Annotated in this window: 25 protein-coding genes and 1 riboswitch; of the genes, 11 read left to right on the top strand and 14 right to left on the bottom strand. The window is 67.4% G+C overall.

Features of this window, described 5'->3' with window-relative positions; genetic code table 11:
• Window positions 1–5: 5 nt before the first annotated feature.
• Entirely contained in the window at window positions 6–728 is a 723-nt protein-coding gene (locus tag B215_RS0113345; protein ID WP_019370147.1) for a murein L,D-transpeptidase catalytic domain family protein, read from the bottom strand.
• Window positions 729–999: 271 nt separating this feature from the next.
• On the opposite strand from B215_RS0113345, the gene B215_RS0113340 reads away from it, so the two are divergent.
• Genes B215_RS0113340 through mtnA form a run of 4 tightly spaced genes read left to right on the top strand, consistent with a single transcriptional unit; the run spans window position 1000 to window position 3875 of the window.
• On the top strand, window positions 1000–1629 hold the full coding sequence (locus B215_RS0113340) for a methylthioribulose 1-phosphate dehydratase (protein ID WP_019370146.1): 630 nt from the start codon (window positions 1000–1002) through the stop codon (window positions 1627–1629).
• Complete coding sequence (locus tag B215_RS0113335; protein WP_019370145.1) at window positions 1617–2174, top strand: 1,2-dihydroxy-3-keto-5-methylthiopentene dioxygenase; 558 nt, start codon at window positions 1617–1619, stop codon at window positions 2172–2174. Before B215_RS0113340 ends, B215_RS0113335 begins: the two co-directional genes overlap by 13 nt.
• A gap of 25 nt (window positions 2175–2199) precedes the next feature.
• Window positions 2200–2832, top strand: a complete 633-nt coding sequence (gene mtnC, locus B215_RS0113330) for an acireductone synthase (protein ID WP_019370144.1) — start codon at window positions 2200–2202, stop codon at window positions 2830–2832.
• Window positions 2829–3875, top strand: coding sequence for an S-methyl-5-thioribose-1-phosphate isomerase (gene mtnA, locus B215_RS0113325; RefSeq protein WP_019370143.1), 1047 nt, complete (start codon window positions 2829–2831; stop codon window positions 3873–3875). Before mtnC ends, mtnA begins: the two co-directional genes overlap by 4 nt.
• A gap of 76 nt (window positions 3876–3951) precedes the next feature.
• On the opposite strand, the gene B215_RS0113320 is transcribed toward mtnA, so the two are convergent.
• Window positions 3952–5109 carry an aminotransferase gene (locus B215_RS0113320; protein ID WP_019370142.1) on the bottom strand — a complete coding sequence of 386 codons (1158 nt, stop codon included), beginning with the start codon at window positions 5107–5109 and terminating at the stop codon, window positions 3952–3954.
• A gap of 99 nt (window positions 5110–5208) precedes the next feature.
• Here B215_RS0113320 and B215_RS0113315 point away from each other — a divergent pair, with 99 nt between their 5' ends.
• The 3 genes from B215_RS0113315 (at window position 5209) to B215_RS0113305 (ending at window position 8832) form a co-directional block, all read left to right on the top strand.
• Window positions 5209–5436 (top strand): hypothetical protein, encoded by a 228-nt coding sequence (locus tag B215_RS0113315; protein WP_019370141.1) that lies wholly within the window; start codon window positions 5209–5211, stop codon window positions 5434–5436.
• 402 nt (window positions 5437–5838) lie between these two features.
• The gene (locus B215_RS0113310; RefSeq protein ID WP_019370140.1) at window positions 5839–7689 is read left to right on the top strand and encodes a HAMP domain-containing methyl-accepting chemotaxis protein; all 1851 of its coding nucleotides are present in this window, start codon (window positions 5839–5841) and stop codon (window positions 7687–7689) included.
• A 102-nt stretch (window positions 7690–7791) separates the two neighbouring features.
• Window positions 7792–8832, top strand: coding sequence for a DUF2332 domain-containing protein (locus B215_RS0113305; protein WP_019370139.1), 1041 nt, complete (start codon window positions 7792–7794; stop codon window positions 8830–8832).
• On the opposite strand, the gene pncB is transcribed toward B215_RS0113305, so the two are convergent.
• The 8 genes from pncB to cobT are packed head-to-tail and all read right to left on the bottom strand — an operon-like array spanning window position 8829 to window position 16363.
• Window positions 8829–10133, bottom strand: coding sequence for a nicotinate phosphoribosyltransferase (gene pncB / locus B215_RS0113300; protein WP_019370138.1), 1305 nt, complete (start codon window positions 10131–10133; stop codon window positions 8829–8831). The genes B215_RS0113305 and pncB overlap by 4 nt on opposite strands.
• A 57-nt stretch (window positions 10134–10190) precedes the next feature.
• Window positions 10191–10697, bottom strand: coding sequence for a bifunctional adenosylcobinamide kinase/adenosylcobinamide-phosphate guanylyltransferase (gene cobU / locus B215_RS0113295; protein ID WP_019370137.1), 507 nt, complete (start codon window positions 10695–10697; stop codon window positions 10191–10193).
• Complete coding sequence (locus B215_RS0113290; protein WP_019370136.1) at window positions 10694–12151, bottom strand: cobyric acid synthase; 1458 nt, start codon at window positions 12149–12151, stop codon at window positions 10694–10696. Before B215_RS0113290 ends, cobU begins: the two co-directional genes overlap by 4 nt.
• A complete protein-coding gene (gene cbiB, locus B215_RS0113285) occupies window positions 12139–13071 on the bottom strand; it encodes an adenosylcobinamide-phosphate synthase CbiB (RefSeq protein ID WP_152997871.1) in 933 nt (310 codons plus the stop codon). The genes B215_RS0113290 and cbiB overlap by 13 nt, the downstream gene beginning before the upstream one ends.
• A complete protein-coding gene (locus B215_RS0113280; protein WP_019370134.1) occupies window positions 13064–14044 on the bottom strand; it encodes an aminotransferase class I/II-fold pyridoxal phosphate-dependent enzyme in 981 nt (326 codons plus the stop codon). Before B215_RS0113280 ends, cbiB begins: the two co-directional genes overlap by 8 nt.
• Window positions 14041–14763, bottom strand: coding sequence for an adenosylcobinamide-GDP ribazoletransferase (gene cobS / locus B215_RS0113275; RefSeq protein ID WP_019370133.1), 723 nt, complete (start codon window positions 14761–14763; stop codon window positions 14041–14043). Before cobS ends, B215_RS0113280 begins: the two co-directional genes overlap by 4 nt.
• Complete coding sequence (locus B215_RS0113270; protein ID WP_019370132.1) at window positions 14760–15326, bottom strand: histidine phosphatase family protein; 567 nt, start codon at window positions 15324–15326, stop codon at window positions 14760–14762. The genes cobS and B215_RS0113270 overlap by 4 nt, the downstream gene beginning before the upstream one ends.
• On the bottom strand, window positions 15323–16363 hold the full coding sequence (gene cobT, locus B215_RS0113265) for a nicotinate-nucleotide--dimethylbenzimidazole phosphoribosyltransferase (RefSeq protein ID WP_019370131.1): 1041 nt from the start codon (window positions 16361–16363) through the stop codon (window positions 15323–15325). The genes B215_RS0113270 and cobT overlap by 4 nt, the downstream gene beginning before the upstream one ends.
• A gap of 111 nt (window positions 16364–16474) precedes the next feature.
• Window positions 16475–16667: riboswitch (cobalamin riboswitch) on the bottom strand.
• A 454-nt stretch (window positions 16668–17121) separates the two neighbouring features.
• Between cobT and B215_RS0113260 the strand changes: the two genes are divergently transcribed.
• The 4 genes from B215_RS0113260 to B215_RS0113245 are packed head-to-tail and all read left to right on the top strand — an operon-like array spanning window position 17122 to window position 21456.
• Window positions 17122–17832: a response regulator gene (locus tag B215_RS0113260; RefSeq protein WP_026009235.1), complete on the top strand. Its 711-nt coding sequence runs from the start codon at window positions 17122–17124 to the stop codon at window positions 17830–17832.
• Window positions 17833–17837: 5 nt separating this feature from the next.
• Complete coding sequence (locus tag B215_RS0113255) at window positions 17838–19202, top strand: ATP-binding protein (protein WP_019370128.1); 1365 nt, start codon at window positions 17838–17840, stop codon at window positions 19200–19202.
• Between the two features lie 53 nt (window positions 19203–19255).
• Complete coding sequence (locus tag B215_RS0113250; protein WP_026009234.1) at window positions 19256–19948, top strand: carbonic anhydrase; 693 nt, start codon at window positions 19256–19258, stop codon at window positions 19946–19948.
• A complete protein-coding gene (locus B215_RS0113245; protein WP_019370126.1) occupies window positions 19945–21456 on the top strand; it encodes a SulP family inorganic anion transporter in 1512 nt (503 codons plus the stop codon). Before B215_RS0113250 ends, B215_RS0113245 begins: the two co-directional genes overlap by 4 nt.
• A 59-nt stretch (window positions 21457–21515) precedes the next feature.
• On the opposite strand, the gene B215_RS0113240 is transcribed toward B215_RS0113245, so the two are convergent.
• The 4 genes from B215_RS0113240 to rpsF form a co-directional block, all read right to left on the bottom strand.
• The gene (locus B215_RS0113240; RefSeq protein ID WP_050990180.1) at window positions 21516–23414 is read right to left on the bottom strand and encodes a potassium transporter Kup; all 1899 of its coding nucleotides are present in this window, start codon (window positions 23412–23414) and stop codon (window positions 21516–21518) included.
• A gap of 183 nt (window positions 23415–23597) precedes the next feature.
• A complete protein-coding gene (gene rplI, locus B215_RS0113235) occupies window positions 23598–24188 on the bottom strand; it encodes a 50S ribosomal protein L9 (RefSeq protein WP_019370124.1) in 591 nt (196 codons plus the stop codon).
• 12 nt (window positions 24189–24200) lie between these two features.
• Complete coding sequence (rpsR, locus tag B215_RS0113230) at window positions 24201–24425, bottom strand: 30S ribosomal protein S18 (protein ID WP_010543816.1); 225 nt, start codon at window positions 24423–24425, stop codon at window positions 24201–24203.
• Between the two features lie 13 nt (window positions 24426–24438).
• Window positions 24439–24813 carry a 30S ribosomal protein S6 gene (gene rpsF / locus B215_RS0113225; RefSeq protein ID WP_019370123.1) on the bottom strand — a complete coding sequence of 125 codons (375 nt, stop codon included), beginning with the start codon at window positions 24811–24813 and terminating at the stop codon, window positions 24439–24441.
• Between the last annotated feature and the right edge of the window lie 111 nt (window positions 24814–24924).

Raw genomic sequence — 24924 nt, 5'->3', positions numbered from 1 at the left:
CGTGGTTATGCCTTGGCGGCGTAGATCATGCGGCCCGGGCCGAGGCGTTCGAACACCTTGGCGAGCTGGCGTTCGCCGACTGCGAAACAGCCCTGGCTTCGGCCGAGCTTGCCGTGCTTCGAGATCATGTCCGGGTTCGCATACCAGGCAGAATGGATCACAATCGCACGCGCCATCGCGTTGTTGTTGGTCGGATCCAGCCCGATCAGCCGCTGCGAATCGCCGTGCTTGCCGACATAATAATCGGCGGTAAGGAAGGCGCCTTCGCAGGTCGCCTCCGAATTGATCTGGTTCGAGAAGCGCTGCAGCACGCCGGTATGGGCAGGATCCGATCCGATGCCGTGCGATACCAGCAGCGTTTCGACTTCGCCGGTGCCCATGTTGACAAGGAAGAAGCGCGCCTCCGACGACGGCAGCGAGAAATCGGCGATTGCGATACGATCGTGCGTGTCGACCCGCACCGAATGACGATCGAGCGCGGCGGTGGCGCGCTTGAACAGTTCGGGCCGAATGCCCTGCGGGGTGACGCGCGCAGCGGCAGCCACCTTGGGGGCCGGAGCCAGCGCGGCGGGCGCGGGCTTCACCGGCGGATGGACCGGGGCTGGCGAATGCGACGCCATCGAGCCGATCGTGCGCGATGCGCAGGCAGAGACCGCTGCGCCGCTTGCCATGACCAGCGCCGACTTGAGCAGTCCCCGACGCGATTTAATCGTAGCGATAGAATCCATGATTTTTGTTCTGCGCCCGCGAAATATACCTGATGCCCTGCAACCGTATAACAAAATCAGCGTTAACAAGGGGATTGCCAATTGACATCTCGGCCGCAGTTCGCCGCGACTCCGGCCCGGTTCGCCGAAGCAGCGTGCCGGCGAGAGACAGTTGGGCGGTCTGACCGCAGCGCAGCGCGAATCATGTTGCCCCGTTCCGGCATGATTCTTTCGCGCGCCGGAATGCGAAAACCGCCTGCTTCTCGCCGCGCCATACGCTAGGGGGCGCACTATGACCATGACGTACGAACAGGCCGTAGCGGCCCTGATCGACGCCGGACGCCGGCTGGACGCGCGCGGGTGGGCGCCGGCGACGTCGGGCAACTATTCCGCGCGCCTGGACGACGGCAGCATCGCGCTCACCGTATCGGGCCGGCACAAGGGCAGGTTGACCGCCGACGGTATCATGCGCGTTGACCTGGACGGTCGTCCGCTCTCCGCGGGCAAGCCTTCCGCCGAGACCGAGCTGCATCTGGCACTGTATCGCATGTTCCCCGGCGCCGGCGCCGTGCTGCACGGCCATTCCCCGCAGGCGGTGGGCCTGAGCCGCGCAGCGGCCGACGCCGATGGCTGGGTGCTTCGCGGGCACGAGATGCTGAAGGCCTATCCTGGCCACACCACGCACGAGGCCGAAGCGCGGCTGCCGATCGTCGAAAACAGCCAGGACATGGCGATGATCGAGGCGGCGGTGCGGCCAGCGCTGCTGGCGCCGGATGCAATTCCGGCGTATCTGATCCGCAGCCACGGGCTCTATGCCTGGGGCAAGGATGTGGACGAGGCCGAACGCGTGCTGGAAGCGACCGAATGGATGATCGCCGCCGAACTTGCCGAGGCCAGTTTCAAACAGGCATGGGCGCGATGAGCCAGCTCAAACTCTATGCAGAGCAGGGTGGGGCGCCGCTTCTCGATACCCGGGATGCGGCGGAAATCGCCGCAGCCCTGGGCGAAGTCGGCGTGCGGTTCGAGCAATGGCCGTCGCGCCCGGTTCCTGCCGATGCCGATCAGGAGGCCGTGCTGGCGGCGTTCGCACCCGAAGTGGAGCGGCTGAAGGCCGCGAAAGGCTATCGATCGGTCGACGTGATCCGCATGGTGCCGGAGCACCCGGAGCGCGACGCCCTGCGGGCCAAGTTCCTTTCCGAACACCGCCATGCCGAAGACGAGGTTCGCTTCTTCGTGGAAGGCGAAGGGCTGTTCACGCTGCATCTGGACGATCGCGTCTATGCCGTGCTGTGCACGGCCGGCGATCTGATCTCCGTTCCCGCCGGCACGCCGCACTGGTTCGACATGGGGCCGAGCCCGCGCTTTACCGCGATCCGGCTGTTCACCAATCCGGACGGCTGGATCGCCCAGTTCACCGGCGATGCCATCGCCGACCGTTTTCCGCGCCACGAGCCCGTCGCTGCCTGAGCGCGGCGTTTCGAGAATAGAAGCCATGACCCAGCCCAAGGCCGTCCTGCTCGATATCGAGGGGACCACCAGCAGCATCGCCTTCGTGGCCGAGGTGCTGTTCCCCTATGCCCGCCAGCATCTGGCTGCCTATGTTGCCGCGCATCCAGAGGACGTCGCCCCGATCCTGGCGGAGGTGCCGGGCGAGGACAAGGTCGCCACGCTGCTCGGCTGGATCGACGAGGATCGCAAGGCAACCCCGCTCAAGACGCTGCAGGGGCTGATCTGGGAACAGGGCTATGCCGATGGCACGCTGAAAGGCCATGTCTATCCCGACACGCCCGATGCGCTGCGCCGCTGGTACACGGCGGGCGTGGCGATCTACATCTATTCCTCGGGCTCGATCGCGGCGCAGAAGCTGATCTTCGGCCGATCGATCGCCGGGGATCTGACGCCGATGCTCGCCGGCTATTTCGATACGACCACCGGGCCGAAGCGCGAGGCGGAGAGCTATCGCAGGATCGCCGCGGCAACGGGCCTGGCGCCGGGCGAGATCCTGTTCGTGTCGGACGTGCAGGCGGAAATAGACGCGGCGCGCGCCGCGGGCCTTGGCGCGCTGCTGATCGATCGCGCCGGCGCGCCCGCCGATCTTCACTCGCTCGCGGAGATTCGCTTGTGATCCTGGAAGGCAAGCACACCCGATCGATCGCCCGAACCGGGGACGGGCAGGGGATCCGCATCCTCGATCAGCGCCAGCTGCCCTGGGAAATACGCTGGGTGGAGGTACGCGATTGCGAAGCGGCGGCAATCGCGATTCGCGAGATGTGGACGCGCGGTGCGCCGATGATCGGAGCAACCGCCGCCTATGGCCTTGCCATGGCCCTGGCGGTCGATGCGAGCGATGCCGCGCTCGATGCGGCCTATGCCATGCTGATCGAAACGCGGCCGACGGCGATCAATCTGCGCTGGGCGCTGGACCAGGTGCGGGGGGCGGTGCAGGGGCTTTCGGAGGCAGAGCGTGCCGCAGCCGCCTTCGCGCGCGCCGATGCGATCTGCGACGAGGATGCAGAGCTTTGCCGGGCGATCGGCGAACATGGGCTGGGCTTGCTGCGCGAACTGCACGCGAAAAACCCGGGCCGGCCGCTCAACATCCTCACCCATTGCAACGCGGGATGGCTGGCCACGGTGGATTACGGCACCGCGACCGCGCCGATCTACCTCGCGCACGATGCCGGCATTCCGGTGCATGTCTGGGTGGACGAGACACGGCCGCGCAACCAAGGCGCGCTGCTTACCGCGTTCGAGCTGCGCAACCACGGCGTGTCGCACAGCGTGATCACCGACAATGCCGGCGGGCTCCTGATGATGCAGGGGCAGGTGGACGCAGTGATCGTCGGCACCGATCGGGTGACCGCGAACGGCGATGTCTGCAACAAGATCGGCACCTATCTGAAGGCGCTGGCGGCGCACGACAACGGCGTGCCGTTCTATGTCGCGCTGCCCTATACCACCTTCGATCCGGCCACAGCCACGGGTGCCGACATCCCGATCGAAGCGCGATCGGCGGAGGAAGTGACGCGGCTGACCGGACCGGACGAGGCGGGCCGCATCGCCGCCATCCGCGTGACGGATTCGCCTGCGCTGAACCCGGCGTTCGACGTTACGCCCGCGCGGCTGGTGACGGGATACATCACCGAGCGGGGCGTGCTCGCGACGATCTGATGCGGGCTGTCGATCGGCGCATCGCCGAGGATGGCGGAGCTTCTTCAACGCGCGGGATGGCTGCCCTCAAGGCGGTTCAATCCGAGAACTGGCGCCGCCAATCCTGCACGCGCTCGATCGCGGCATCGAGCACCGCCGCTTCCTTGACGAAGCAGAAGCGGACGACGTTGGTCACCGCGTCTTCGGCGTAAAAGGCGGAGACCGGGATCGTCGCGACCTTGGCCTCTTCCACCAACCGTTCGCTGAAGGTGACGTCGTCCATCGGCAGCCCGGACGCCGCGAGATCGACCGACAGGAAGTAGGTGGCGGCACTCGGCAACACCACCAGGCCCGCCCGGCGCAGCCCCGCCGCCAGCCGGTCGCGGCCGGCCTGGAAGCGGTGGCGTGCCTCGCCCACCCACGCATCCTGCGTCATCAGCCCCTCCGTCACCGCCCATTGCAGATTCGGCGGGGTGGTGAAGGTGAGGAACTGGTGCGCCTTGGCGAGCACGCGCGCGAGTGGCGGGGCGGCGCACATCCATCCCACCTTGAAGCCCGTGAGCGCGAAGATCTTGCCAGCGCTGCCGATCTTCACCGTCCGCTCGCGCATGCCGGACATCCCGATCAGCGGAACGTGCCGGGCACCGTCGAACGTGACATGCTCCCAAACCTCGTCGCAGATCGCGACCAGATCGTGCGCGACGCACAGATCGGCGACCATCGCCAGTTCCTCGGCGCCGGACATGGTGGCGGCGGGGTTGAGCGGGTTGTTGAGCAGGAGCAGCCGCGTCCGGTCGCTGATCGCCGCTTCCAGCGCCGCACGATCGATCCGCCATTCGGGCGGGCTGAGGCGGACGAACCGGGGCACGCCGCCCGCGCGGCGGATCAGCGGCACATAGGCATCGTACAGCGGCTGGAAACAGATCACCTCGTCGCCGGGTTCGATCAGCGCCAGCAGCGCGGCGGCGAGCGCTTCGGTGGCGCCGGAGGTGACGATCACTTCCTCCGCCGACAGGTTCAGCCCCTGATGCCGCGCATAGTGATCGGCCACGGCCTGGCGCAGCTCCGGCAGGCCGGCCATGGGCGGATATTGGTTCGATCGCTCCAGCACCGCGCTGGCCGCGGCCTGCAGCACGGGCTCCGGCCCGCGTCCGTCGGCAAAGCCCTGACCAAGATTGATCGCGCCGCTTGCCCGCGCCCGCGCAGACATGGCTTCGAAGATGGTGGTGCCCATCCGGGAATAGATCGGGTTCATCGCATGCCGCTATTGCGGGTTGCGCTTGCGGGTTGCAAGTCGGGCCGGATCGGTCGCATGAATGGGACCGGACCGTAGCTGCGTAGTCAAAGGAAGAAGATGAGCAACAAGCCTTCCGTTCTCGAAGAGGCCCAGGCGTCCACTGCACAGGCGGAGCCGCCGCACGAAGGCGAGGCGATCGCAGTCGCCAAGGAGCTTGCCGAAGCCAAGAAGCGCAGACTGCCGAACAACCGGCAGATCGGCATGGGCGCTGCTATCGGCGTGGGCTCGGCCGCCATCGTCGCCGGCCTGCTTTACTGGCGCGGCGGCCGTAAGGACCGGAAGTAAGCGCTTCGCTTTCGGGTGATCGTTATGACCGCGTTCGGCCGGCGACCGTTCGAGATCGGGCCGCCGGCTGCCGTGTTGTTCCACAAGTCTATTTTGTACCCTACGGATATTGCACAATTTCCGCCGCGGCGGCTTGCTGCTTCACTCCGCCCCCCGGCTGCCGTAAATACCGCCTGAACCTTAGGTAGATGTCCTTGGGACAGTTTCGTGCGCCGGTGACCGATCGGTAAGAGATCGTTTCTATAATGCACTAGACCACAGTCCGGAAACGGGTGGGGGAGGCGCGACTGCAAGCCGCTGGCGGGCAGGTGCCGGCTTCCTCTTCCTTCGGTTCGGCGGCACCTGCCGTTGCACCGATCCGGGCCCCAAACCTTGCGCCTGACGGTATCGGAAAGTCCAGCAATGATCGCATCGATGAAAATTCCGAGGAAGCTCGCACTGTCGTTCCTGCTGATATGTGCATCGGCGGCGATCGTGATGATCGTGTTCTTCATGAACATCTCGATGATCCGTTCGGTTACCGATCAGAACAATCTCAGCCAGCAGGTCCATTCGAAGACGCTGACGCTGGAAACGGCGCTGCTGCGCCAGAACAGTCAGCTGCGCGGGTTCCTCGTCACGGCCGATCCGACCTATCTGAAGTCCTATGACGAAGGCCGCAACGAGTATGACGAGACTTCGGTCGAGCTCGAGAAGCTGCTGACCGATCCGGCATTGCTCGAGGCGGTGCGCAAGTCGCGTGCGGAAACGCTGGCCTGGCGCGAGAAGTGGGGCGATCGCCTGATCGCCGAAGTGAAGGCCGGCCGTCGTGAAGAAGCGCAGGCCCAGGTTCGCGGTGCCGGCAAGTCGGTGCTGGTTTCGGCGGCGGTGCTGCCGCTGCGCGCGATCAAGGATGCGCAGGCCGAACTGATCGAGAAGAATTCCGAGCGGCAGGAAACCGCGATCGCCACCGCGACGACCGTGCTGATCCTCGGCGCGATCGCCCTGATCGGCATCGCCATCGGCCTGGCCGTAACGCTGAGCCGCATCATCGCCCGCCCGATCAGCCAGCTGACCAAGACGATGGCCGATCTCGCAGCAGGCCGGAACCATGTCGAGGTGCCCGCCACCACCCGCGGCGACGAACTGGGCGACATGGCCCGCGCGGTGCTGGTGTTCCGCGACGCCGCGATCGCCAAGGAAGCCTCCGACGCCGCGAGCGCCAAGGCCGAGGCCGAGCAGAAGATGGTCGTCGACACCGTGTCCGCGCATCTTGCCGAACTGGCGCAGGGCAACCTGACCGCAGTGATCAACACCGAATTCCCGTCGCACTACGGCGTAGTGAAGAACAACTTCAACGATGCCATCGGCAGCCTGCGCGAGCTGATCGCGTCGCTGATGGAGGCGACCACGTCGATCCGCACCGGATCGAACGAAATCGCCCAGGCGAGCGAAGACCTCGCCCGCCGCACCGAAGCCAATGCGGCCAGCCTGGAGCAGACCGCCGCCGCCGTCACCCAGATGGACCAGCGCCTGAAGGCGACCGCCGCGGCCGCCAGCCGCACGGTGGAAAGCGCCGACGGCACCATGTCGACGGTCAACAACGGCCGCTCCACCGCCGACGAAGCCGTGCAGGCGATGACGCGCGTTTCCGACAGCGCCAAGGGCATCGACAGCGTGATTGAAGGCCTTGACAAGATCGCCTTCCAGACGCGGGTTCTGGCGATGAACGCCGCCGTCGAAGCCGGCCGTGCCGGTGAAGCGGGCCGCGGCTTCGCAGTGGTCGCCGATCTCGTCTCCGCCCTGGCGATGCGCGCCGAGGAAGAGGCTGGCCGCGCCCGCGACCAGCTTACCGCGACGCAGACCGACATCGTCACTGCGGTGCAGGCCGTGCAGCGGGTGGACGGCGCGCTCGCCGACATCTCGAGCGGCGTGGGCGAGGTGCACACGCTGCTGGGCAACATGGCCTCCGACAACCAGGCGCAGTCCAGCGCGGTCACCGAAATCAGCGCCGCTCTGGGCGCGATGGACCAGTCGACCCAGCAGAACGCCGCGATGGTCGAGGAAACCTCTGCCGCAGCGCGTAACCTTGCCAGCGAAGTGGGCGTGCTTGCCGAGCAGGCCGGTCGCTTCCAGGTGGGCGACGGTGGCGGCTCGCGCGGCGCGCGCATGTCGCCGGGCCGGTTCAACGGTGCGGTCAAGCCGCTGCCGGCGGCCGCGGTGCCCGCTCTCGTGCGCAGCAGCAGCGCCGATGACGACTGGCAGACTTTCTGATCGGGATGGTGCCGACGCATCTAGGGGCGTCGGCGTGAAGTACGGTACATTCGCCAGGTTGGCGGGGACGGGCGGATCGTGCTCGTTTCGGGGGGAGCGTAAATGAATATGGTGGTGCCCCGGACCGGTCTTCACGAACTAAGCCGCATGGCGCGGTTGGTGCGCGGACTTGGTTCGCCCTTCGTGGCGCGGATTTTGGAGGCAGGGCAGCGCCAGTTGTGGCGCGGCCCGCAGAGCGAAGCAACGATCCTCGGCTGGAGCGGAGACGCGGCTGCAGCAGCGCTGGCGATGCGGCTGAACGCCGCGCTGCATTTCCTCGCCCGGCGCGGCAAGCCGGCATCGCTGGCAGCGCTGTATCGCGGGGAGCATGAGGATTTCGATGCCGCCGTCGGCGAGGCGCTGGAAACCGAAGACGCGCTGATCAACGACTTTCTGCGTCGGACCCCGCAGACCAACGAGGTGGGGCGATCAGGTGCGATCGTCGCGGCGCTGATGCAGGTCCGTCGCGCGTTCGACATGCCGTTCGAGCTGCTCGAAATCGGATCGAGCTGCGGACTCAATCTCAACCTCGGCCGCTATGGCTATGATCTGGGAGGAGTTCTCGCCGGAGATCGGCTGTCGCCGGTGCAGGTCGCGCCGGACTGGCATGGCCCGGCGCCCCAGCCCGCGCCGCTGGAGGTGGTGAGCGCGCGCGGAGTGGACCTGAACCCGCTCGACGCCAACGATGCCGCCACATGCGAGCGGCTGATGGCCTATATCTTCGCCGATCAGCCGCACCGGCTGCACCGCCTGGAGCAGGCGATCGGCATGGCGCGCAGCTACCCGCCGCTGCTCGAGCGGGGCGATGCATCGATCTGGCTGGCGGAGGCGCTGGCCCGGCCGCAGGCGGCGGGGGTCTGCCGCGTAGTGATGCATTCGATGGTGCTGCAATATCTTCCGCCGCAGGACCGCGCCAAGGTGGTCGCGATGATCCACGAAGCCGGCCGCGCGGCGACGCCGGAGCGGCCGCTCGCCTGGGTGGGCTTCGAATGGACGGAAACGCGCAGCGAAGTGCAGCTGGCGCTCAGCTGGTTTCCCGGCGCGGAGGAGCGGCGGGTGCTGGCGCTATGCCACCCCTATGGCAACTCGGTAGACTGGCGCTAGACCTGCACGGCCTGTTCGGCGCGTCCGGCACTGCCGAACACCCGCAGATAGCGGCGGATCTCGTCAGGATCGCCCGTCGCTTTGGCGGGATTGTCCGATAGCTTGACCGCCGGCCTGCCATTCGCTGCCACCACCTTGCAGACCAGCGAAATGGGCTCCAGCCCAGCCTCGCCATCGGGATCGCAGCCGCGGAAATCGTTGGTCAGGTTCGTCCCCCAGCCAAAGCTCATCCGCACGCGACCGTTGAAGTGGCGATAGGTCGCCTCGATCGATTCCACGTCCATGCCGTCGGAGAAGATCAGCAGCTTTTCGCGCGGATCGCGGCCATGGTCTTGCCACCAGCGCATGATCTGCTCCCCGCCGGCGATGGGCGGCGCGCTGTCCGGCCGGAAGCCGGTCCAGTCGGCCAGCCAGTCCGGGGCGTGGGCCAGGAACGCGGTGGTGCCGAACGCATCGGGCAGCGCGATCAGCAGGTTGCCGCCATAATGGGCGCGCCATTGCTCCAGCACGCGGTATGGGGCCCCGGCGAGGCTCGCCTCGTCCGGCGACAAGGCCGCCTCCACCATCGGCAGCTCGTGCGCATTGGTGCCGATCGCTTCCAGATCCGCATCCATCGCGAGCAGCACATTCGACGTGCCGATGAAGCGATGACCCAATCCTTCCTTCAGCGCCTCCACGCACCAGCGCTGCCACAGAAAGCCGTGTCGTCGGCGGGTGCCGAAATCGGTGAGCACCAGATCAGGCAGGGTGCGCAGCCGCTCCACCTTTTCCCACAGCTTCGCCTTCGCACGGGCATACAGGATATCGAGCGCGAAGCGATCCTTGGTCCGCAGCGCCGCGCGCGACCGCAGCTCGTTGACGATCGCCAGCGCAGGGATTTCCCACATGGTCGTATGTGTCCACGGGCCATGAAAGTGCAGCGCGAACTGCCCGTCGCGCCGCTCCAGCTCATAGGGCGGCAGGCGGAAATCGGCGAGCCAAGCGATGAAATCCGGCGCGAACATCTGCGTTTTGCCATAGAAGCTGTTGCCGGCGAGCCAGATCAGCTCCTTCTTGGTGAAGCGCAGGCTTCGGGCATGATCGAGCTGGGCGCGCAACTCGGCCTCGTCGATCACCTCGGCCAGCCGCACCGTCTTCGTCCGATTGATCAGCGAGAAGGTGACCTGCGTCTCCGGATGCAGTCGCCGGATCATCTGCAGCATCAGCAGCTTGTAGAAATCGGTATCGAGCAGGCTGCGGACGATCGGATCGAGCCGGAAGTTGTGATTGTAGGTCCGCGTGGCGATATCGGTGAAGGTCATCGCACATCCTTATGCCGCGCCCGAGCGAAGCGCGAGCGCGATGGCCGTTCGCGCTGCTTATTTGAGGCGAAGCGGCAGGCCCGCGGCCAGGAACTGAACCTCCTGCGCGGCGGCGGCGACGGCCTGGTTCAGCCGGCCTGCAGCATCGCGGAAGCGGCGGGCGAGCGCGTTGTCCGGCACGATGCCGAGCCCGACTTCGTTGGCGACGAGGATCACCGGCCCGGACGCCTGCGCCAGGGCGCCGGAAAGCGCCTCGGTCTCGGCATCGAGATCCCGTTCGGCGAACAGAAGGTTCGAGGTCCAAAGCGTGAGGCAGTCGACCAGCAGCACGCGACCCGGTGCGGCGTTCGCGGCGATGGCGGCGGGCAGGTCCAGCGGCACTTCCAGGGTGGACCATCGCCCGTCCCGATCGGCCTGATGGCGGGCGATGCGATCTTCCATCTCGTCGTCCCACGCCTGGGCGGTGGCAACGAACAGCAAGCTGCCGGGCAGGGACTCGGCGCGGGCCTGGGCGTAGCGGCTCTTGCCCGATCGGGCGCCGCCGAGAACGAGCAGATGGTTCATGGCTGGGCCTCTTGAGCAAGCGCGATCAGCGCGGGAATGTCGACATGAACCTCGAGATCGGCGGCGATGGCATCGAGCGCCGCATCGACCGACGCGGCATAATCGACGCCCGCCGAGCGGATGCCGATGCGGCCCAGCAGCGCCCTGCGCAGATCGGTGCTCGCGAACAGGCCGTGGAGATAGGTGCCCATCACCCGCCCGTCGGCGGAGCGCGCGCCGTCCGCACCGTTGCCCAGCTGCGCAAAGGGGCGCAGCGTGTCGGGGCCGCTGGTGATGCCCATATGCATCTCATAGCCGTGTATGGCGGCGCCCAGCGCAGTGCCCTGCGCCGGGTGCAGCGCCTTCTCGCGGGTGAGTTCGGTCGCCACGTCCAGCAGCCCCAGCCCGTCCGCGCTGCCCGCCGGCCCCTCGACCCCATGCGGATCGGCGATCGTTCGCCCCAGCATCTGATAGCCGCCGCAAATGCCCAGGATCGCGCCGCCGCGACGATGATGGGCGTGCAGATCGATGTCCCAACCCTGTTCGCGCAAGGCGGCGAGATCGGCGATCGTCGCCTTGGAGCCGGGGAGGATCACCAATGCCGCCTCTGCCGGGATCGGCTGTCCCGGCGGGATCATCGCCAACGTGACATCCGGCTCCAGTTTCAGCGGATCCAGATCATCGAAATTGGCGATGCGCGGCAGCATCGGGCACGCCATCAGCGTGGCGCCGGCGCTTGCGTCCGCGCTGCGTTCCAGCACCACCGCGTCTTCGCTCGGCAGCCGGGCCGCAGCCGGGAGCCACGGGATCAGGCCGTAGCCGCGCCACCCCGCACGCGCTTCGATCTCGGCATAGCCATCGGCGAACAAAGCAGGATCGCCGCGGAATTTGTTGATCAGGAAGCCGCGGATCATCGCCGCGTCCTCGAGATCGAGCACGGCGCGGGTGCCGACGATCGCGGCGATCACGCCGCCCCGGTCGATATCGCCGACCAGCACCACCGGCACTGCCGCCGCGCGCGCGAACCCCATGTTCGCGATGTCTCCGGCACGCAGGTTGATCTCGGCAGGCGAACCCGCGCCTTCGACGATCACCAGATCGCATTGCGCCCGCAGCCGCTCGAAGCTGGATAGAACATCGCCCAGCAAGGGTTTGCGCGCCGCACGGAAATTCCCGGCATGAAGGGTGCCGCGCACCTTGCCGCCGACGATCAGCTGCGACGTGCGATCCGCCTGCGGCTTCAGCAGCACCGGGTTCATGTCGGTATGGGGCGCCACCCGGCAGGCCAGCGCCTGCAGCGCCTGGGCACGGCCGATCTCGCCGCCATCCTCGGTTACCGCGGCGTTGTTCGACATGTTCTGCGGCTTGAAGGGACGCACGCGGAGCCCCCGGTTGGCGAGGGCGCGGCACAGCCCGGCGACGAGCACCGATTTGCCGACGTCCGAACCCGTTCCCTGCAGCATCAGCGCAGCCATGCGATGCCTCCCGCAAGGATCCACAGCAAGGCACAGGCGCGCGCGTAGAGCTGCAGCCCGCGGACGATGTCGTCGGCACGCGCCGCCGTGCGGCCGCCGCCGATCCACGGCTTGATATGAGTCACGCCGTCATAGGCGACCGGCCCTGCCAGGCGGAGGCCCAGCGCGCCCGCCATGGCCGCTTCGGGCCACCCGGCATTGGGCGAGGCGTGCTTGTGCGCGTCGCGGCGAACCGTGCGCCAGCCGCCCGCACCGGCGCAGCAGAGCAGCACCGCGGCAAGCCGCGCCGGAACCAGGTTCATCAGATCGTCGGTGCGGGCCGCCGCCCAGCCGAAGGCGCGCCACCGCGGCTCGCGGTGGCCGATGAGGCTGTCGGCGGTGTTGACCGCCTTATAGGCCCACAGGCCCGGCAGGCCGCCGATCAGCAGCCAGAACAGCGGTGCGACGATTCCGTCGCAGAAGCTTTCGGCCAGGCTCTCCAAGGCGGCGCGGGCGATGCCGGCGGTGTCGAGCCCCCCGGTGTCGCGGCCCACGATCCGGCCCAGCGCCGCGCGGGCACCGAGCAGGTCGCCCGCCGTCAGCGCTGCGGCGATGGGGCGGACGTGCAGGTACAGGCTCCGCTGGGCGAGGCCGGGAAAGGCGCACAGCGCGACCAGGATCCAGCCCGCCGACGATCGCGCCGCGATCGCTTCGATCCCCAAGCCGGCGCCGATCGCGACGGCGAGCAGCAGCCCGACCGTGCCGATCCCGAACGCCCGACGCGCGGCAGCGGGCAGGTGCTCGCGGTTGCCGCCGCGTTCGCACACGGCGATGATGCGGGCGAAGCCGCCCACCGGGTGCCCGATCCGCCGGTAGATGGCGTCGGGCCAGCCGATCGTGGCGTCCAGCGCCAGTGCGGCAAGGGCGACGGGGTCAGCCATGCGCCAGTGCCCGGTCCAGCCGGTCGAACGCCGCATCGTCGGCGGGCAGGCCGAAACGCAGCCAGCGCGGCGCATAGTCGAAGGGGCGGGTGAGGATGTGCGCATGCGCGAGCCGTTCGAACATCCCGCCCGCATCCTCCCGATCGATCAGCCGGAACAGCGGCGAGGCGCCGATCGGTTCGAGCCCATGGCGCCGAATCAGATCGTCGAGCCTTGCGGCACGCGCGGCCAGCGCAGCGCCGGTCGCGTCGATCCAAGCACTGTCGCGATAGGCGCGGGTGGCGATCTCCAGCGCGGCCGCCCCGATCGGCCAGTCGCCGAGCGCGCGGCGATACTGGGTACACACCGCCGGCGGCGCGAGCACGAAGCCGAGCCGCAGCCCCGCCAGGCCGAAGAACTTGCCGAAGGACCGGAAGACCACCAGCCGCCGGCCCGGGGCGACCAGGCCGGCGACGCTCGCCTGCGGATGCGGATCGACAAAGGCTTCGTCGACGACGAGCCAGCCGCCCGCCGCTTCCCGATCGCGCAGCTGCGCTTCCAGGCGCGCGCGGGGCTGCAGCGTGCCGCACGGATTGTTCGGATTGGCGAGGATCAGCGCCGCCTCGCCGGGCGGCGGCGCCGCGTCCGCCGCCAGCGGGGTGCTGGCTGCAAACATGGCGCCGTGCGTGCGGTACCCGGGCACGCGGTGGAAGGCGCTGCCGCCGAGCAGCAGACCCAGCAGCCGCAAGCCCATTTCGCTGCCCGGAAGCGCGCAGACCAGCGCCGGATCGACGCCGAAATGCGCTGCCGCGGCCGCCTCCAGCGCTGCCAGCGCAGCGGGCTGGGGCAGGGCATGCCAATCCCAGCGCAGATCGTCCGGTACCGGCCAGGGGACCGGGTTGATGCCGGTAGAAAGATCGATCCACGCGCCCTCGCCATAGCGTGCCCGCGCGGCGGCGAGGTTGCCGCCATGGTGGAGGAGCGGCGCTGTCATCCGATCCGCGGCGCCATCAGCAGGGCTACCAGCAGCCCAGTTTCGACGAGTTCGATCCCCGCGCCGTGCCCGTCGCCCGAAATGCCGCCCAGCATCCTGCGGACATGCCAGCCCCAGGCGCCGATGAACAACGGCGCGGCGACCAGCGCGGGTGTCGCCAGCGTCGCGGCGAAGCCGAGCAGGATCAGCCACACGATCAGATCGGCAGGCCGGATGATGCTGCGGAAGCGGCTGGCCAGCCCTTCGTGCAGCGGGGGCAGCCACCAGCTCCATGCCAGCGGGCCGATCCGGGCGGCGGCGGGCACGAAAGCGAGGGTCCAGAACGCCGGGCCGGCGATCAGCGCGTGAAGCAGGACCAGCTTGGCGATCAGCTGCAGCGCGATCGCGGTGACGCCGAAGCTGCCGACATGCGGATCGGCCAGCACGTCGCGCAGCCGCTCGGGCCCCTTGTGGATCGCGCCGCCGGCGTCGGCGAGATCGGCGAGACCATCGAGATGCAGCGCACCGGTGATTCCCACCCATGCGACCAGCGCGGCCAGCGCCCCCGACCAGGGGTCCAGCTGCGCGCCGGCCCACGCGGCCAGCGCGACCACCACGCCGATCACCAGGCCGGCGGCCGGGAACCAGCGGATCGAGCGCGCAAAGGCGGCTTCATCCGCATCGATCGCGGGCAGCGGCAGCCGAGTGAGAAACTGCAGGGCGAGCACGAATTCCTTCACGTAACCAATCCGATCATCTGGCCGACACGGGGAGTGCCGGGCCACAGGCGCAAAGTGAGCAGCGCGGCATGGGGCAGGGCGATGTTCCACAGCTGGGGAAAATCGATGGCGCAGGTTGCCGCGAGCGCGGCCCGCATCGCGCCGCCATGGGTGACGACCAGCGTCGGCCGATCGATCGCCGCCAGCGCGTCGGCAACGCGCGCCACAAGATCGGGCCAGCGCTCGCCCTCCGGCGGAGAACCGCCGGCGGGATCGGCCTGGAACGCCGCCCACGCCGGGCCGTCGATGGCGTCGAATGCCAATCCGTCCCACGCCCCGAAATTCAGTTCGCGCCAGCGGGCGTCCACGCGCGGGACCGCCCCTCTCGACGCGCCGATCGCCTCCGCTGCCGCGCGGGCGCGACGCAGGTCCGATGTGACGATATCGACGCCCGTCACGTGTCGCGCGCGCGCCGAACAGGCAGCGATCCCCTCTGGCAGCGGTGCCGCATCGGTGCGGCCGATGAGCCGCCCTTCCGCCTCGGTACTGCCGTGGCGGAGCAGGTGTACAACGAAGCTGCTCATGCGCCGTTCGCAACCCCTGCTTCGGCGAAAGTCGCCATTTCGGCATGGGCGGCGAGCGCCGACCGGATCACGGCAGCGGCCACGGCGGCGCCGCTTCCTTCGCCGAGGCGCATGTTCAGGTTCAGCAGGGGTTGAAGGCCCAGCCGTTCGAGCAGCAGCCGGTGCCCGGGCTCGGCCGAGCAATGGGCGGCAAGGCAATGATCAACGATTCTCGGAACCGCCGCCGCCAGCGGGGCGATGGCGGCGCAGCAGATATAGCCGTCGAGCAATATGGGTATGCCGATATGGCGCGCCGCGACCACGGCGCCGGCGATGGCGACCAGTTCGCGTCCGCCCAGCCGGCGCAGCGTTTCGAACGGCGTGATCGGCGCGTCGCCATGATATGCCATTGCGCGGGCGATAACCGCGGCTTTCTGACGCACTCCCGACGGGTCGATGCCGGTGCCGGGGCCCACCCAGTCGGCTGCGGTCCCCCCGAAGCTGCGCAGGCAGAGCGCTGCGGCGGCAGTTGAGTTGGCGATGCCCATCTCGCCGAGCAGAAGCAGATCGGTGCCCGGCGAAACCGCAGCGGCACCGGTGTTGAGCGCGGCGAGGCACGATTCCTCGTCCATGGCGGGCGCTCCGGTGAAGTCGGCGGTCGGGCGATCCAGATCCAGCGCGATCACGCGCAGCGGGATGCCGACCGCGCCGGTGAGCGCGTTGATCGCCGCGCCGCCCGCTTGGAAGTTGGCGACCATCTGCGCGGTCACGTCCGCCGGAAAGGCACTTACGCCCTGCGCCGCGACGCCGTGGTTGCCCGCGAAGATCAACGCCCTGGCTCCCGCCAGCGTCGGCCGCTCGCGCGCCTGCCACCCGGCGAGGAACAGCGCGATTTCCTCCAGCCTGCCCAGCGAACCTGCCGGTTTGGTCAGCTGCGCCTGGCGCCGTGCGGCTGCCGCGATCGCCTGGGCGTCGGGACCGGGCAGTTCCGCCAGCGCCGCATGAAAGGCACCGACGCTATCGAACCCGCAATGTTCAACCCTTGCTTCGTACTTCATCGCGCACCCCGAATCGATCGAACACACGCCGGGCGCGTTGCACCCGACGTCACCGGCGTTTGTCGCTCGAACGGACCTGCGAGCCGCACTCTGGCCACACCCTGGACCTGAGACGAGCGACCCATATCGGCAGGTCTCCTGGCTTGCGGGTCATCGCGGATCGGCCCACCTTCTCGGAATCGCTTCCAATGGCAACCGGGCCGATCGCTCGCCGCTTACAGTTGCAGGGGCAGCTGCGGCATTGGGCACGCCCGCACCGCATTCCCTATCAAGCCCGTTGGGCACCGATACGGTTGGTGGAGGTGAAACCCCCGCACGCGCTGTAGCGGCGTGATCGTTGCCGCGCCAGACCCCGGGCGGAGGTTAGGCTGCCGATACCGTCGCGCGGTTTCGGGCGCGCGGCGATGTGGCCGTGGAGCGCGATCGAGCAACGCCGCCATCGCGGCTTCGACATCATCCCTGGGAGGTCGTTTTGCGGCGTGACGGATAAGTTTCTGCAGCATCGCCATGTTCTCGCGCCCGCACGCTGAACGAAAAACGTCGTTCCGGTAAAGGTCCGGTATTCTTCGCAAAAGTCGTATTTCTGGTGGCCGCGGTTCTACTTGCAGCCGCGACTGCAGCGGATCTGTCACCATCGACATGGCCTCGTTCGCGGGATCGCCACATCGCATGTCCGCGCATGCAAATCTGTGCAGCCGCGTTGACCGGCGGCATTGGAGTACCTAATTTGCGGCCCGATGTTTGCGAGTGAACCCCCGCTGACGCTGCCGACCATCGTGTTGGTTGAGGATGATCCCCAGCTGCGGACGCTGACGGCGCGCGCCCTGCAGGAGCATGGCTATACCGTCCGACCCGCCTCTTCCGCGCCGGAAATGTGGCTGGCGCTGGAGAACGGCCCGATCGATCTCGTGCTGCTTGACGTGATGCTGCCGGGCACCAGCGGCATCGATCTGTGCCGCGCAATCCGGCAGAAGAGCTCGGTCCCGATCATCTTCATTTCCGCCAAGGGCAGCGAAACCGATCGCGTCGTCGGCCTGGAACTGGGCGCCGACGATTATCTGCCCAAGCCGTTCGGCACGCGGGAACTGGTGGCGCGCGTGCGCGCCGTTCTGCGCCGTGGCGGCAGCGAGCGGGATCCCAGCGAAAGGCCGGCCGGGCTGATCCAGTTCGAAGGCTGGACCGTGAACCTGCCGCGACGGGAGCTGATGTCGCCCACCGGCGCCGTCGTCGACCTGACCGGCGCCGAGTTCGATCTGCTGGTGACGCTGTGCGATCATGCCGGGCGAGTGATCTCGCGCGAGCGGTTGATCGAGCTTTCGCGCACGCGGCTGGGCGACAGCTCCGACCGAAGCATCGACGTGCTGGTGAGCCGATTGCGGCGGAAACTGTCCGATGCGGGCCATGCCGCGCCGATCGTGACGGTGCGCGGTGTGGGATATACGCTCAACGTGCCTGTGACGCGCGCTTGAGGGCGTTGCTCAAGACACCCACGGGCCTTGTCGGACGGATCTTCGCCGTCCTGCTGCTCACCATTCTGGTCGAATTCGGCGTATCGACGCTGTTGTACGAGCGGGCGAGCCAATTCTCCGTGCGCGATGACGAAGCGCGGCGATTGGCCGAGCATCTCGTGATCGCGCGCAAGTTGCTCGTCGAGCAAGTTCCGTCGCGCCGGCCGGAGTTTGCCGCAGAGCTTACGACGTCGCGGTACGAGATCCAGTGGATGCCGACATTGCCGCCGGCGCTGCGGACCCAGCCCGAGCTGGATCGCATCTATGAGCAGGTGCTGCTGTGGGAGCCCAGCCTGGCCGCCGCGGACTTGCGGCTGCGGCTCACCTCGCAAGGCCGGCACGCGCTGATCGTCGGCGCGCTGATGCTGCCGGACAGGAGCTGGCTGTATTTCCGAACGCGCGAACAGGTGCACCAGGCGGACCTGGGATCGGCGCGAATCCTGCTCGCGCTTGCTCCCGCGCTGGCCCTGATCCTGATCAGCGGCGTGCTGGTGCGCCGCATGTTGCTGCCGATGCGCCGCCTGGCGGAGGCGGCCGACATGGTCGGCATGGCCGGCATCCAGGAAGTGCCGGAGGAAGGGCCGCGCGAACTGCGCCGGGTGATCAATGCGTTCAACCGCATGCAAGCGCGCATCCAGCGGCTGATCGCCGATCGCACCCAGGCGCTGGCCGCGGTGGGGCACGACATGCGGACGCCGCTGGCGCGGCTGCGGCTGCGCGTTGACGGAGTTGCCGATCCGGACGTGCACGCCGCGATCGACGCCGATATCGGCGAGATGGAGGCGATGATTGCATCGTTGCTCGCTTTTCTGGGCGGCGAGGGAGACGAGGAGAAGCCCGCCCGAGTCGACCTGGCCGTTCTGTGCGCGACGATCGCGGACGACAATGACGATCGCGGCCGCGACGTGGAATATGACGGGCCGACCCATTTCGAGCATGTGCTGCGGCCGCTGATGATGAAGCGTGCGCTGAACAACCTGGTCGACAATGCCGTGCATTATGCGGGGCAGGCATGCATCCGGCTGGTGCCGGGCGAAGACGGCGTCGCGCTGCGCGTGGAAGATCATGGCCCGGGCATCCCGGTAGAGGATCTGGAGCGCGTAACGCAGCCTTTCGTCCGGCTAGATACGGCGCGGTCGCGCGACACCGTCGGATTCGGCCTGGGCCTTTCAATCGTTGCGCGGGCGACCGAGCTGGAGGGGGGGCGATTCCGCCTCTTCAACCGCGAGGACGGCGGATTGTGCGCCGAAATCTTCCTCCCACGCGACGGGTTCACCCCTAGCAATATTTCCTTACGAACGCGCCGCAGTGCAGCAACCCCACAGGCTTAGTTTGGATTCCTGAAGAAGTGCCTGCGCCGCGGGCCGGAACCCAGGAGCTAGCCGTGAACGAAGTGATCGGACGCGTGGTGGATTTCGAGAAGCAGGTCTTCCCGAACCAGAGCGCACTCTATTCGAACCTCGCCGCCAACGGGCAGAGCCCCAAGGCACTCATGATCTCTTGTGCCGACTCGCGCGTGGTGCCGGAACATATCATCCAGGCGCAGCCGGGCGACCTGTTCGTCTGCCGTAACGCCGGCAACATCGTGCCGCCCTTCGCCACCCAGAATGGCGGCGTTTCCTCGACCGTGGAATATGCTGTCGCTGCGCTGGGCGTCCGCGACATCATCGTCTGTGGCCATTCGGACTGCGGCGCCATGAAGGCGCTGATGAAGCCGGAAATGCTGGAAGGCATGCCGAACGTCGCCGCATGGCTGCGGCACAGCCACGCCGCCAAGTGCGTGGTAGACGGCGGCTACAGCAACCTGGGCAATGCCGATGCGGTGCGCACCGCGGCGATGGAAAACGTCGTCGTGCAGCTTGCGCATCTTCGTACCCATCCGTCGGTCGCGGCGGGCATCGCGCGCGGCGAAATCGCGCTGCATGGCTGGTTCGTCGATATCGCGGCCGGCATCGTGCTTGGCCTGGACGGCGAAACCGGCCGCTTCGTGCCGATCCGTGAAGATCGCATGCCCGTCGCGCTGCCGGCAGGCCAGCGGCTCGCGAGCGACGTCGCGCTTCCGGAGGCCGCGGAATGACCTCCGCTCCCGTTGCGGACAAGCCCAAGAGCTTCGTTCGCGATTTCACGGCGTCGATCGTCGTGTTCCTGGTGGCGATGCCGCTCTGCATGGGCATCGCGATCGCCTCCGGCGTTCCGCCCGAAAAGGGCCTGGTAACCGGCATCATCGGCGGCCTGGTGGTCGGCATAATCGCCGGTTCGCCGCTGCAGGTGAGCGGCCCGGCGGCCGGCCTGGCCGTGATCGTGTTCGAACTCGTGCGCGAACAGGGCCTCTCCGCGCTCGGGCCCATCCTTATCCTCGCCGGTCTGATCCAGGTGATCGCCGGCGTGCTGCGCGTCGGCGGCTGGTTCCGCGCGATCTCGCCGGCGGTGGTGCACGGCATGCTCGCCGGCATCGGCGTGCTGATCGTGGTCGGCCAATATCACGTGCTGTTCGACGCCAAGCCGCTGTCGAGCGGGCTGGAGAACCTCGCGGCGATGCCGGGACGGCTGCTCGGCCTGTCGTCCAGCATCGAATCCGCCGAAATGGCGCTCGGGCTGGGCCTGCTGACCATCGCGACGATGGTAGGCTGGGACAAGTTCAAGCCGGCGGCGGTGAAGCTGATCCCGGGCGCATTGGTGGGCGTGGTGGCGGCGACGCTGGTCGCGTTCACCCTGGCGCTCGACGTGACCCGCGTCAGCGTGCCCTCGAACATCGTGTCCGCGATAGCGCTGCCCGAAACCGGCTTCTTCGCGCGCTGGCTGGACCCGACCGTCATTACCGCCGCGATCGCGCTTGCGTTCATCGCCAGCGCGGAAACGCTGCTTTCGGCTGCCGCGGTGGACCGGATGCATGATGGCGTGCGCACCAACTACAACAAGGAACTGCGTGCCCAGGGTATCGGCAACCTGCTTTGCGGTTTTGCCGGTGCGCTGCCGATGACCGGCGTGATCGTGCGCAGCTCGGCCAATGTGCAGGCGGGCGCGCAGACTCGCTGGTCCGCGGTGATGCACGGCGCGTGGATTCTCGGCTTCGTCGCGCTGCTGCCGTGGCTGCTGCGCGAAATCCCGATGGCCGCGCTGGGCGCCGTGCTGGTCGTCACCGGTGTCAAGCTGGTCAACCTGAAGCATGTTCGCCACCTTTTCTCGCACTATGGCGTGTTGCCGGCGGCGATCTGGGCGGTGACCTGCCTGCTGGTGGTGACCGAGGACCTGCTGACCGGTGTGCTGGTGGGCATCGCGCTTTCGCTGCTCGAGCTGGTTCCGAACCTCCGCCGCCTGCGGCTCAAGGTGAACCAGAGCGAAGTGGCGGGTTCGCACACGATCGCACTGCAAGGATCGGCCACATTCGTCACGCTGCCCAAGCTTTCCGACCGGCTTGAGTCGGTGCCGGGCGGCGCGCCGGTGCGGCTGGACGTGTCGCAGCTCCAGGCCGTCGACCATAGCTGTGCGGAACTGCTCAAGGACTGGCTGCAGCGGCGTCGCGCAGGCGGATCGCCCGTGGAGCTGGAAGGCGCCACCGGCAAGATGGCCACGCTGGCCCGCTGAGAGAAGCACACCCCGAAGACTGAAGGGCGGCTCCCTGGCGAGCCGCCCCTTTTTTTGCGTCAGATCTCCAGCTGGCTGCCCAGCTCCACGACCCGGTTGGTCGGCAGCTTGAAGAACTCCATCGCGCTTTCGGCATTGCGCACCATCCAGGCGAAGATCTTCTCGCGCCAGATCGCCATGCCCGGGCGCGACGAAGGCAGCAGGGTCTGGCGGGCGAGGAAGTAGCTGGTTTCCATCGGCTGGAACGGCGCCCCGCAGCCGCGCGTGGCGCGGAGCGCGGACGGAACGTCCACCTCGTCCATGAAGCCATAGTGGAGCAGGACACGATAGAAGCCCTCGCCCAGCACCTCGGTCGATATGCATTCCGCCGCCCGCACGTGCGGCACCTGCTCGATCGCGACCGTCAGCAAGATGATGCGTTCGTGCAGAACCTTGTTGTGCTTCAGGTTGTGCAGCAACGCCGGCGGGATGCTGTCCGGTGCGGAGGTGAGAAACACCGCCGTGCCTTTCACACGCGCCGCCGATTGCGCGGCAGACCGTATAAACAGCGACACCGGCATCGCCCCCTCCGACAACCGCCCCAACACCAGCGCGCGGCCGCGCGCCCAGGTGGTCAGCAGCACGAAGGCGATTGCCGCCACCAGCAGCGGAAACCAGCCGCCATCCGGGATTTTGGTCGCATTGGAAGCGAAGTACGCCCCGTCGATCAGCAGGAACGCGCCGGTGACGAGTCCGGCGAGCAGCGGATGCCATTTCCAGACCGCGAAGGTGAGTACGCCCAGCATGCAGGCGGTGATGAACATCGTGCCGGTGACCGCGATGCCATAGGCGGAGGCGAGGTTGCTCGAGCTGCGGAAGCCGAGCGTGAGCAGCACCACGAGAACCAGCAGGCTCCAGTTGACCAGGGGGATGTAGATCTGGCCCGCTGCCTTGGCGCTGGTGTGGAGAATCCGCAGCCGCGGCAGGAAGCCGAGCTGTACCGCCTGTTGCGAGATCGAGAAGGCACCCGAAATCACGGCCTGGCTGGCGATCACCGTCGCCATTGTGGCGAGGAGGACGAGCGGCAGTCGAGCCCAATCGGGCGCCATCAGGAAGAAGGGATTCTCGATCATTTCAGGATTGCGCAGGATCAGCGCCGATTGGCCGAGATAGTTGAGCAGCAGGCACGGGAAGGCAATGTAGAGCCAGGAAACCATGATCGCGCGCCGACCGAAATGCCCCATGTCGGCGTACAGCGCTTCCGCTCCGGTGACGGCGAGGACCACCGAGCCAAGCGCGAGGAAGCCGAGCGCCGGATCCAACGCGAAGAACTGCACCGCGTACCAAGGATTAAGCGCCCACAGGATTTCGGGCGCCGCCGCGATCCCGCGAAGGCCGAGAAGGGCGAGCACCAGGAAATAGACGAGCATGATCGGGCCGAACAGCTTGCCCACGCTCGCCGTGCCCCGCGCCTGGATGGCGAACAGCGCCACCAGGATGGCGATCGTGACGGGAAGGACGAGCGGCGTGAGCCCTTGCTGGATAGTCGTGATCCCCTCCACCGCGGACAGCACCGAAATCGCCGGCGTGATGATCGCGTCGCCATAGAACAGCGCCGTGGCGAACACGCCCATGGTCGTGATGGCGGCGCTCCAGCGTGTCGGGCCCATCTTGCGCATGATCAACGCGAGCAAGGCAAGGCTGCCGCCTTCGCCCTTGTTGTCGGCGCGCAGGATCAACGCGACATATTTGACGGTGACGATCAGCGTCATCGTCCAGAAGATCAGCGACAGCACGCCGTAGATATGAGCGGCGTCGACAGCCAGCGGGTGATGGCCGACGAAACTCTCTTTGAGCGAATAGAGCGGGGACGTGCCGATATCGCCGAAAACGACGCCGATGGCGCCGATCGCCAACGCACTAGGCCCGTCCTGAGGCGTGTGCGCGGCCGATGGCTCTGCGCTGCCTGGTTGTTCCACTGCATGTCTCCGTGGCCCGACGGATTCGGGTGCGGCGCTGTAGGCGGCACCGAATGGCCGTTCCACGGATTTTACGGGTTCTTTATGACGCGGGCGAGCGGTGCGCGCCTGGGCCGGTGCCAAAAGGAAAGGGCCGCACCGATCGCTCGGTACGGCCCTTTGCCTTGAACTATGCCGCTTCGCTTAGCCCTGCGCGTCTTCCGCGGGAGCTTCGGTAGCGATTTCGCCCGGCTCGGCGTTGGGATCGTAATCCTCGGTGAAGCCGGCTTCTTCGCGTTCGAACATTGCAGCCATGACGTCGACGCCCTGGGCCTGCATCTCGGCCTCTTCCGGCGAACGCGCGACGTTCACCTTGATCATCACCGGAACTTCCGGGTGCAGCGCGACCTTGACCTCATAGAGGCCGATCGCCTTGATCGGGCGGTCGAGAACGACCTGCGACTTGTTCACCTTGTGACCGTCGGCAACCAGCGCGTCGACCAGATCGCGCACGGCGACCGAGCCATAGAGCTGGCCGGTGTTCGACGCCTGGCGGATCAGGGTAACCGAAGCGCCCTCGAGCGTCTTGGCTTCCTTCTCGGCATCGACGCGACGCGAAGCGTTTTCGGCCTCGATGCGTTCGCGATTGGCTTCGAAAACCTTGCGGTTCGCTTCGTTGGCGCGGAGCGCCTTCTTGCGCGGCAGCAGGAAGTTACGGGCAAAGCCGTCCTTCACCTTCACCACGTCGCCGATGTGGCCGAGCTTCTCGACTCGTTCGAGCAGAATGACTTCCATGGGATCCGCTCCTTACTTCACGATGTAGGGCAGCAGGCCCAGGTGACGGGCGCGCTTGATGGCCTGGGCCAGTTCGCGCTGCTTCTTCGCGCTCACCGAAGTGATGCGCGAGGGGACGATCTTGCCGCGCTCGGAGACGAAGCCCTGCAGCAGGCGGACGTCCTTGTAATCGATCCGGGGCGCGTCCTTCGCGGAGAAGGGGCAGCTCTTGCGGCGGCGGAAAAACGGTCGTGCCATGGTCTATCGCTCCTTATTCGCCGTCGAAACCGCCGTCGCGCTCGCGACGACCACGACGCTCGCGGTCACCCTTGCGCATCATCACCGAAGGACCCTGCTCGTGGCCGTCAACCTTGACGGTCATGTAGCGAATCACGTCTTCGTTGATCTGCGTCTGGCGCTCCAGCTCGGCGACCACGCCGGCCGGCGCGTCGATCTCGAGCATGACATAGTGCGCCTTGCGGTTCTTCGCGATGCGATAGGCGAGGCTGCGGAGACCCCAGGTTTCGGTCTTCACGACCTTGCCCTGATTGTCTTCGACGATCTTGGTGGCGGCTTCCGCCAGAGCGTCCACTTGCGCCTGTGCCAGATCCTGGCGCGCAAGGAACACATGCTCGTAAAGAGCCATATATTCTCTTCCTGTTGGCCGATCGCTGACGCCGCCCCGTGCGGCGCCCCTCCGGCTGTCGTCTCGATAAAGCAAACGGAGCGGGCGCATTGCTGCTCCGCTCCGATCGCG

This window comes from Sphingomonas sp. ATCC 31555 (assembly GCF_000282895.1).
GTDB lineage: Bacteria > Pseudomonadota > Alphaproteobacteria > Sphingomonadales > Sphingomonadaceae > Sphingomonas.
The sequence above is the reverse complement of the archived record's forward strand: the minus strand, read 5'-3'. Positions and strand labels throughout refer to the sequence as shown.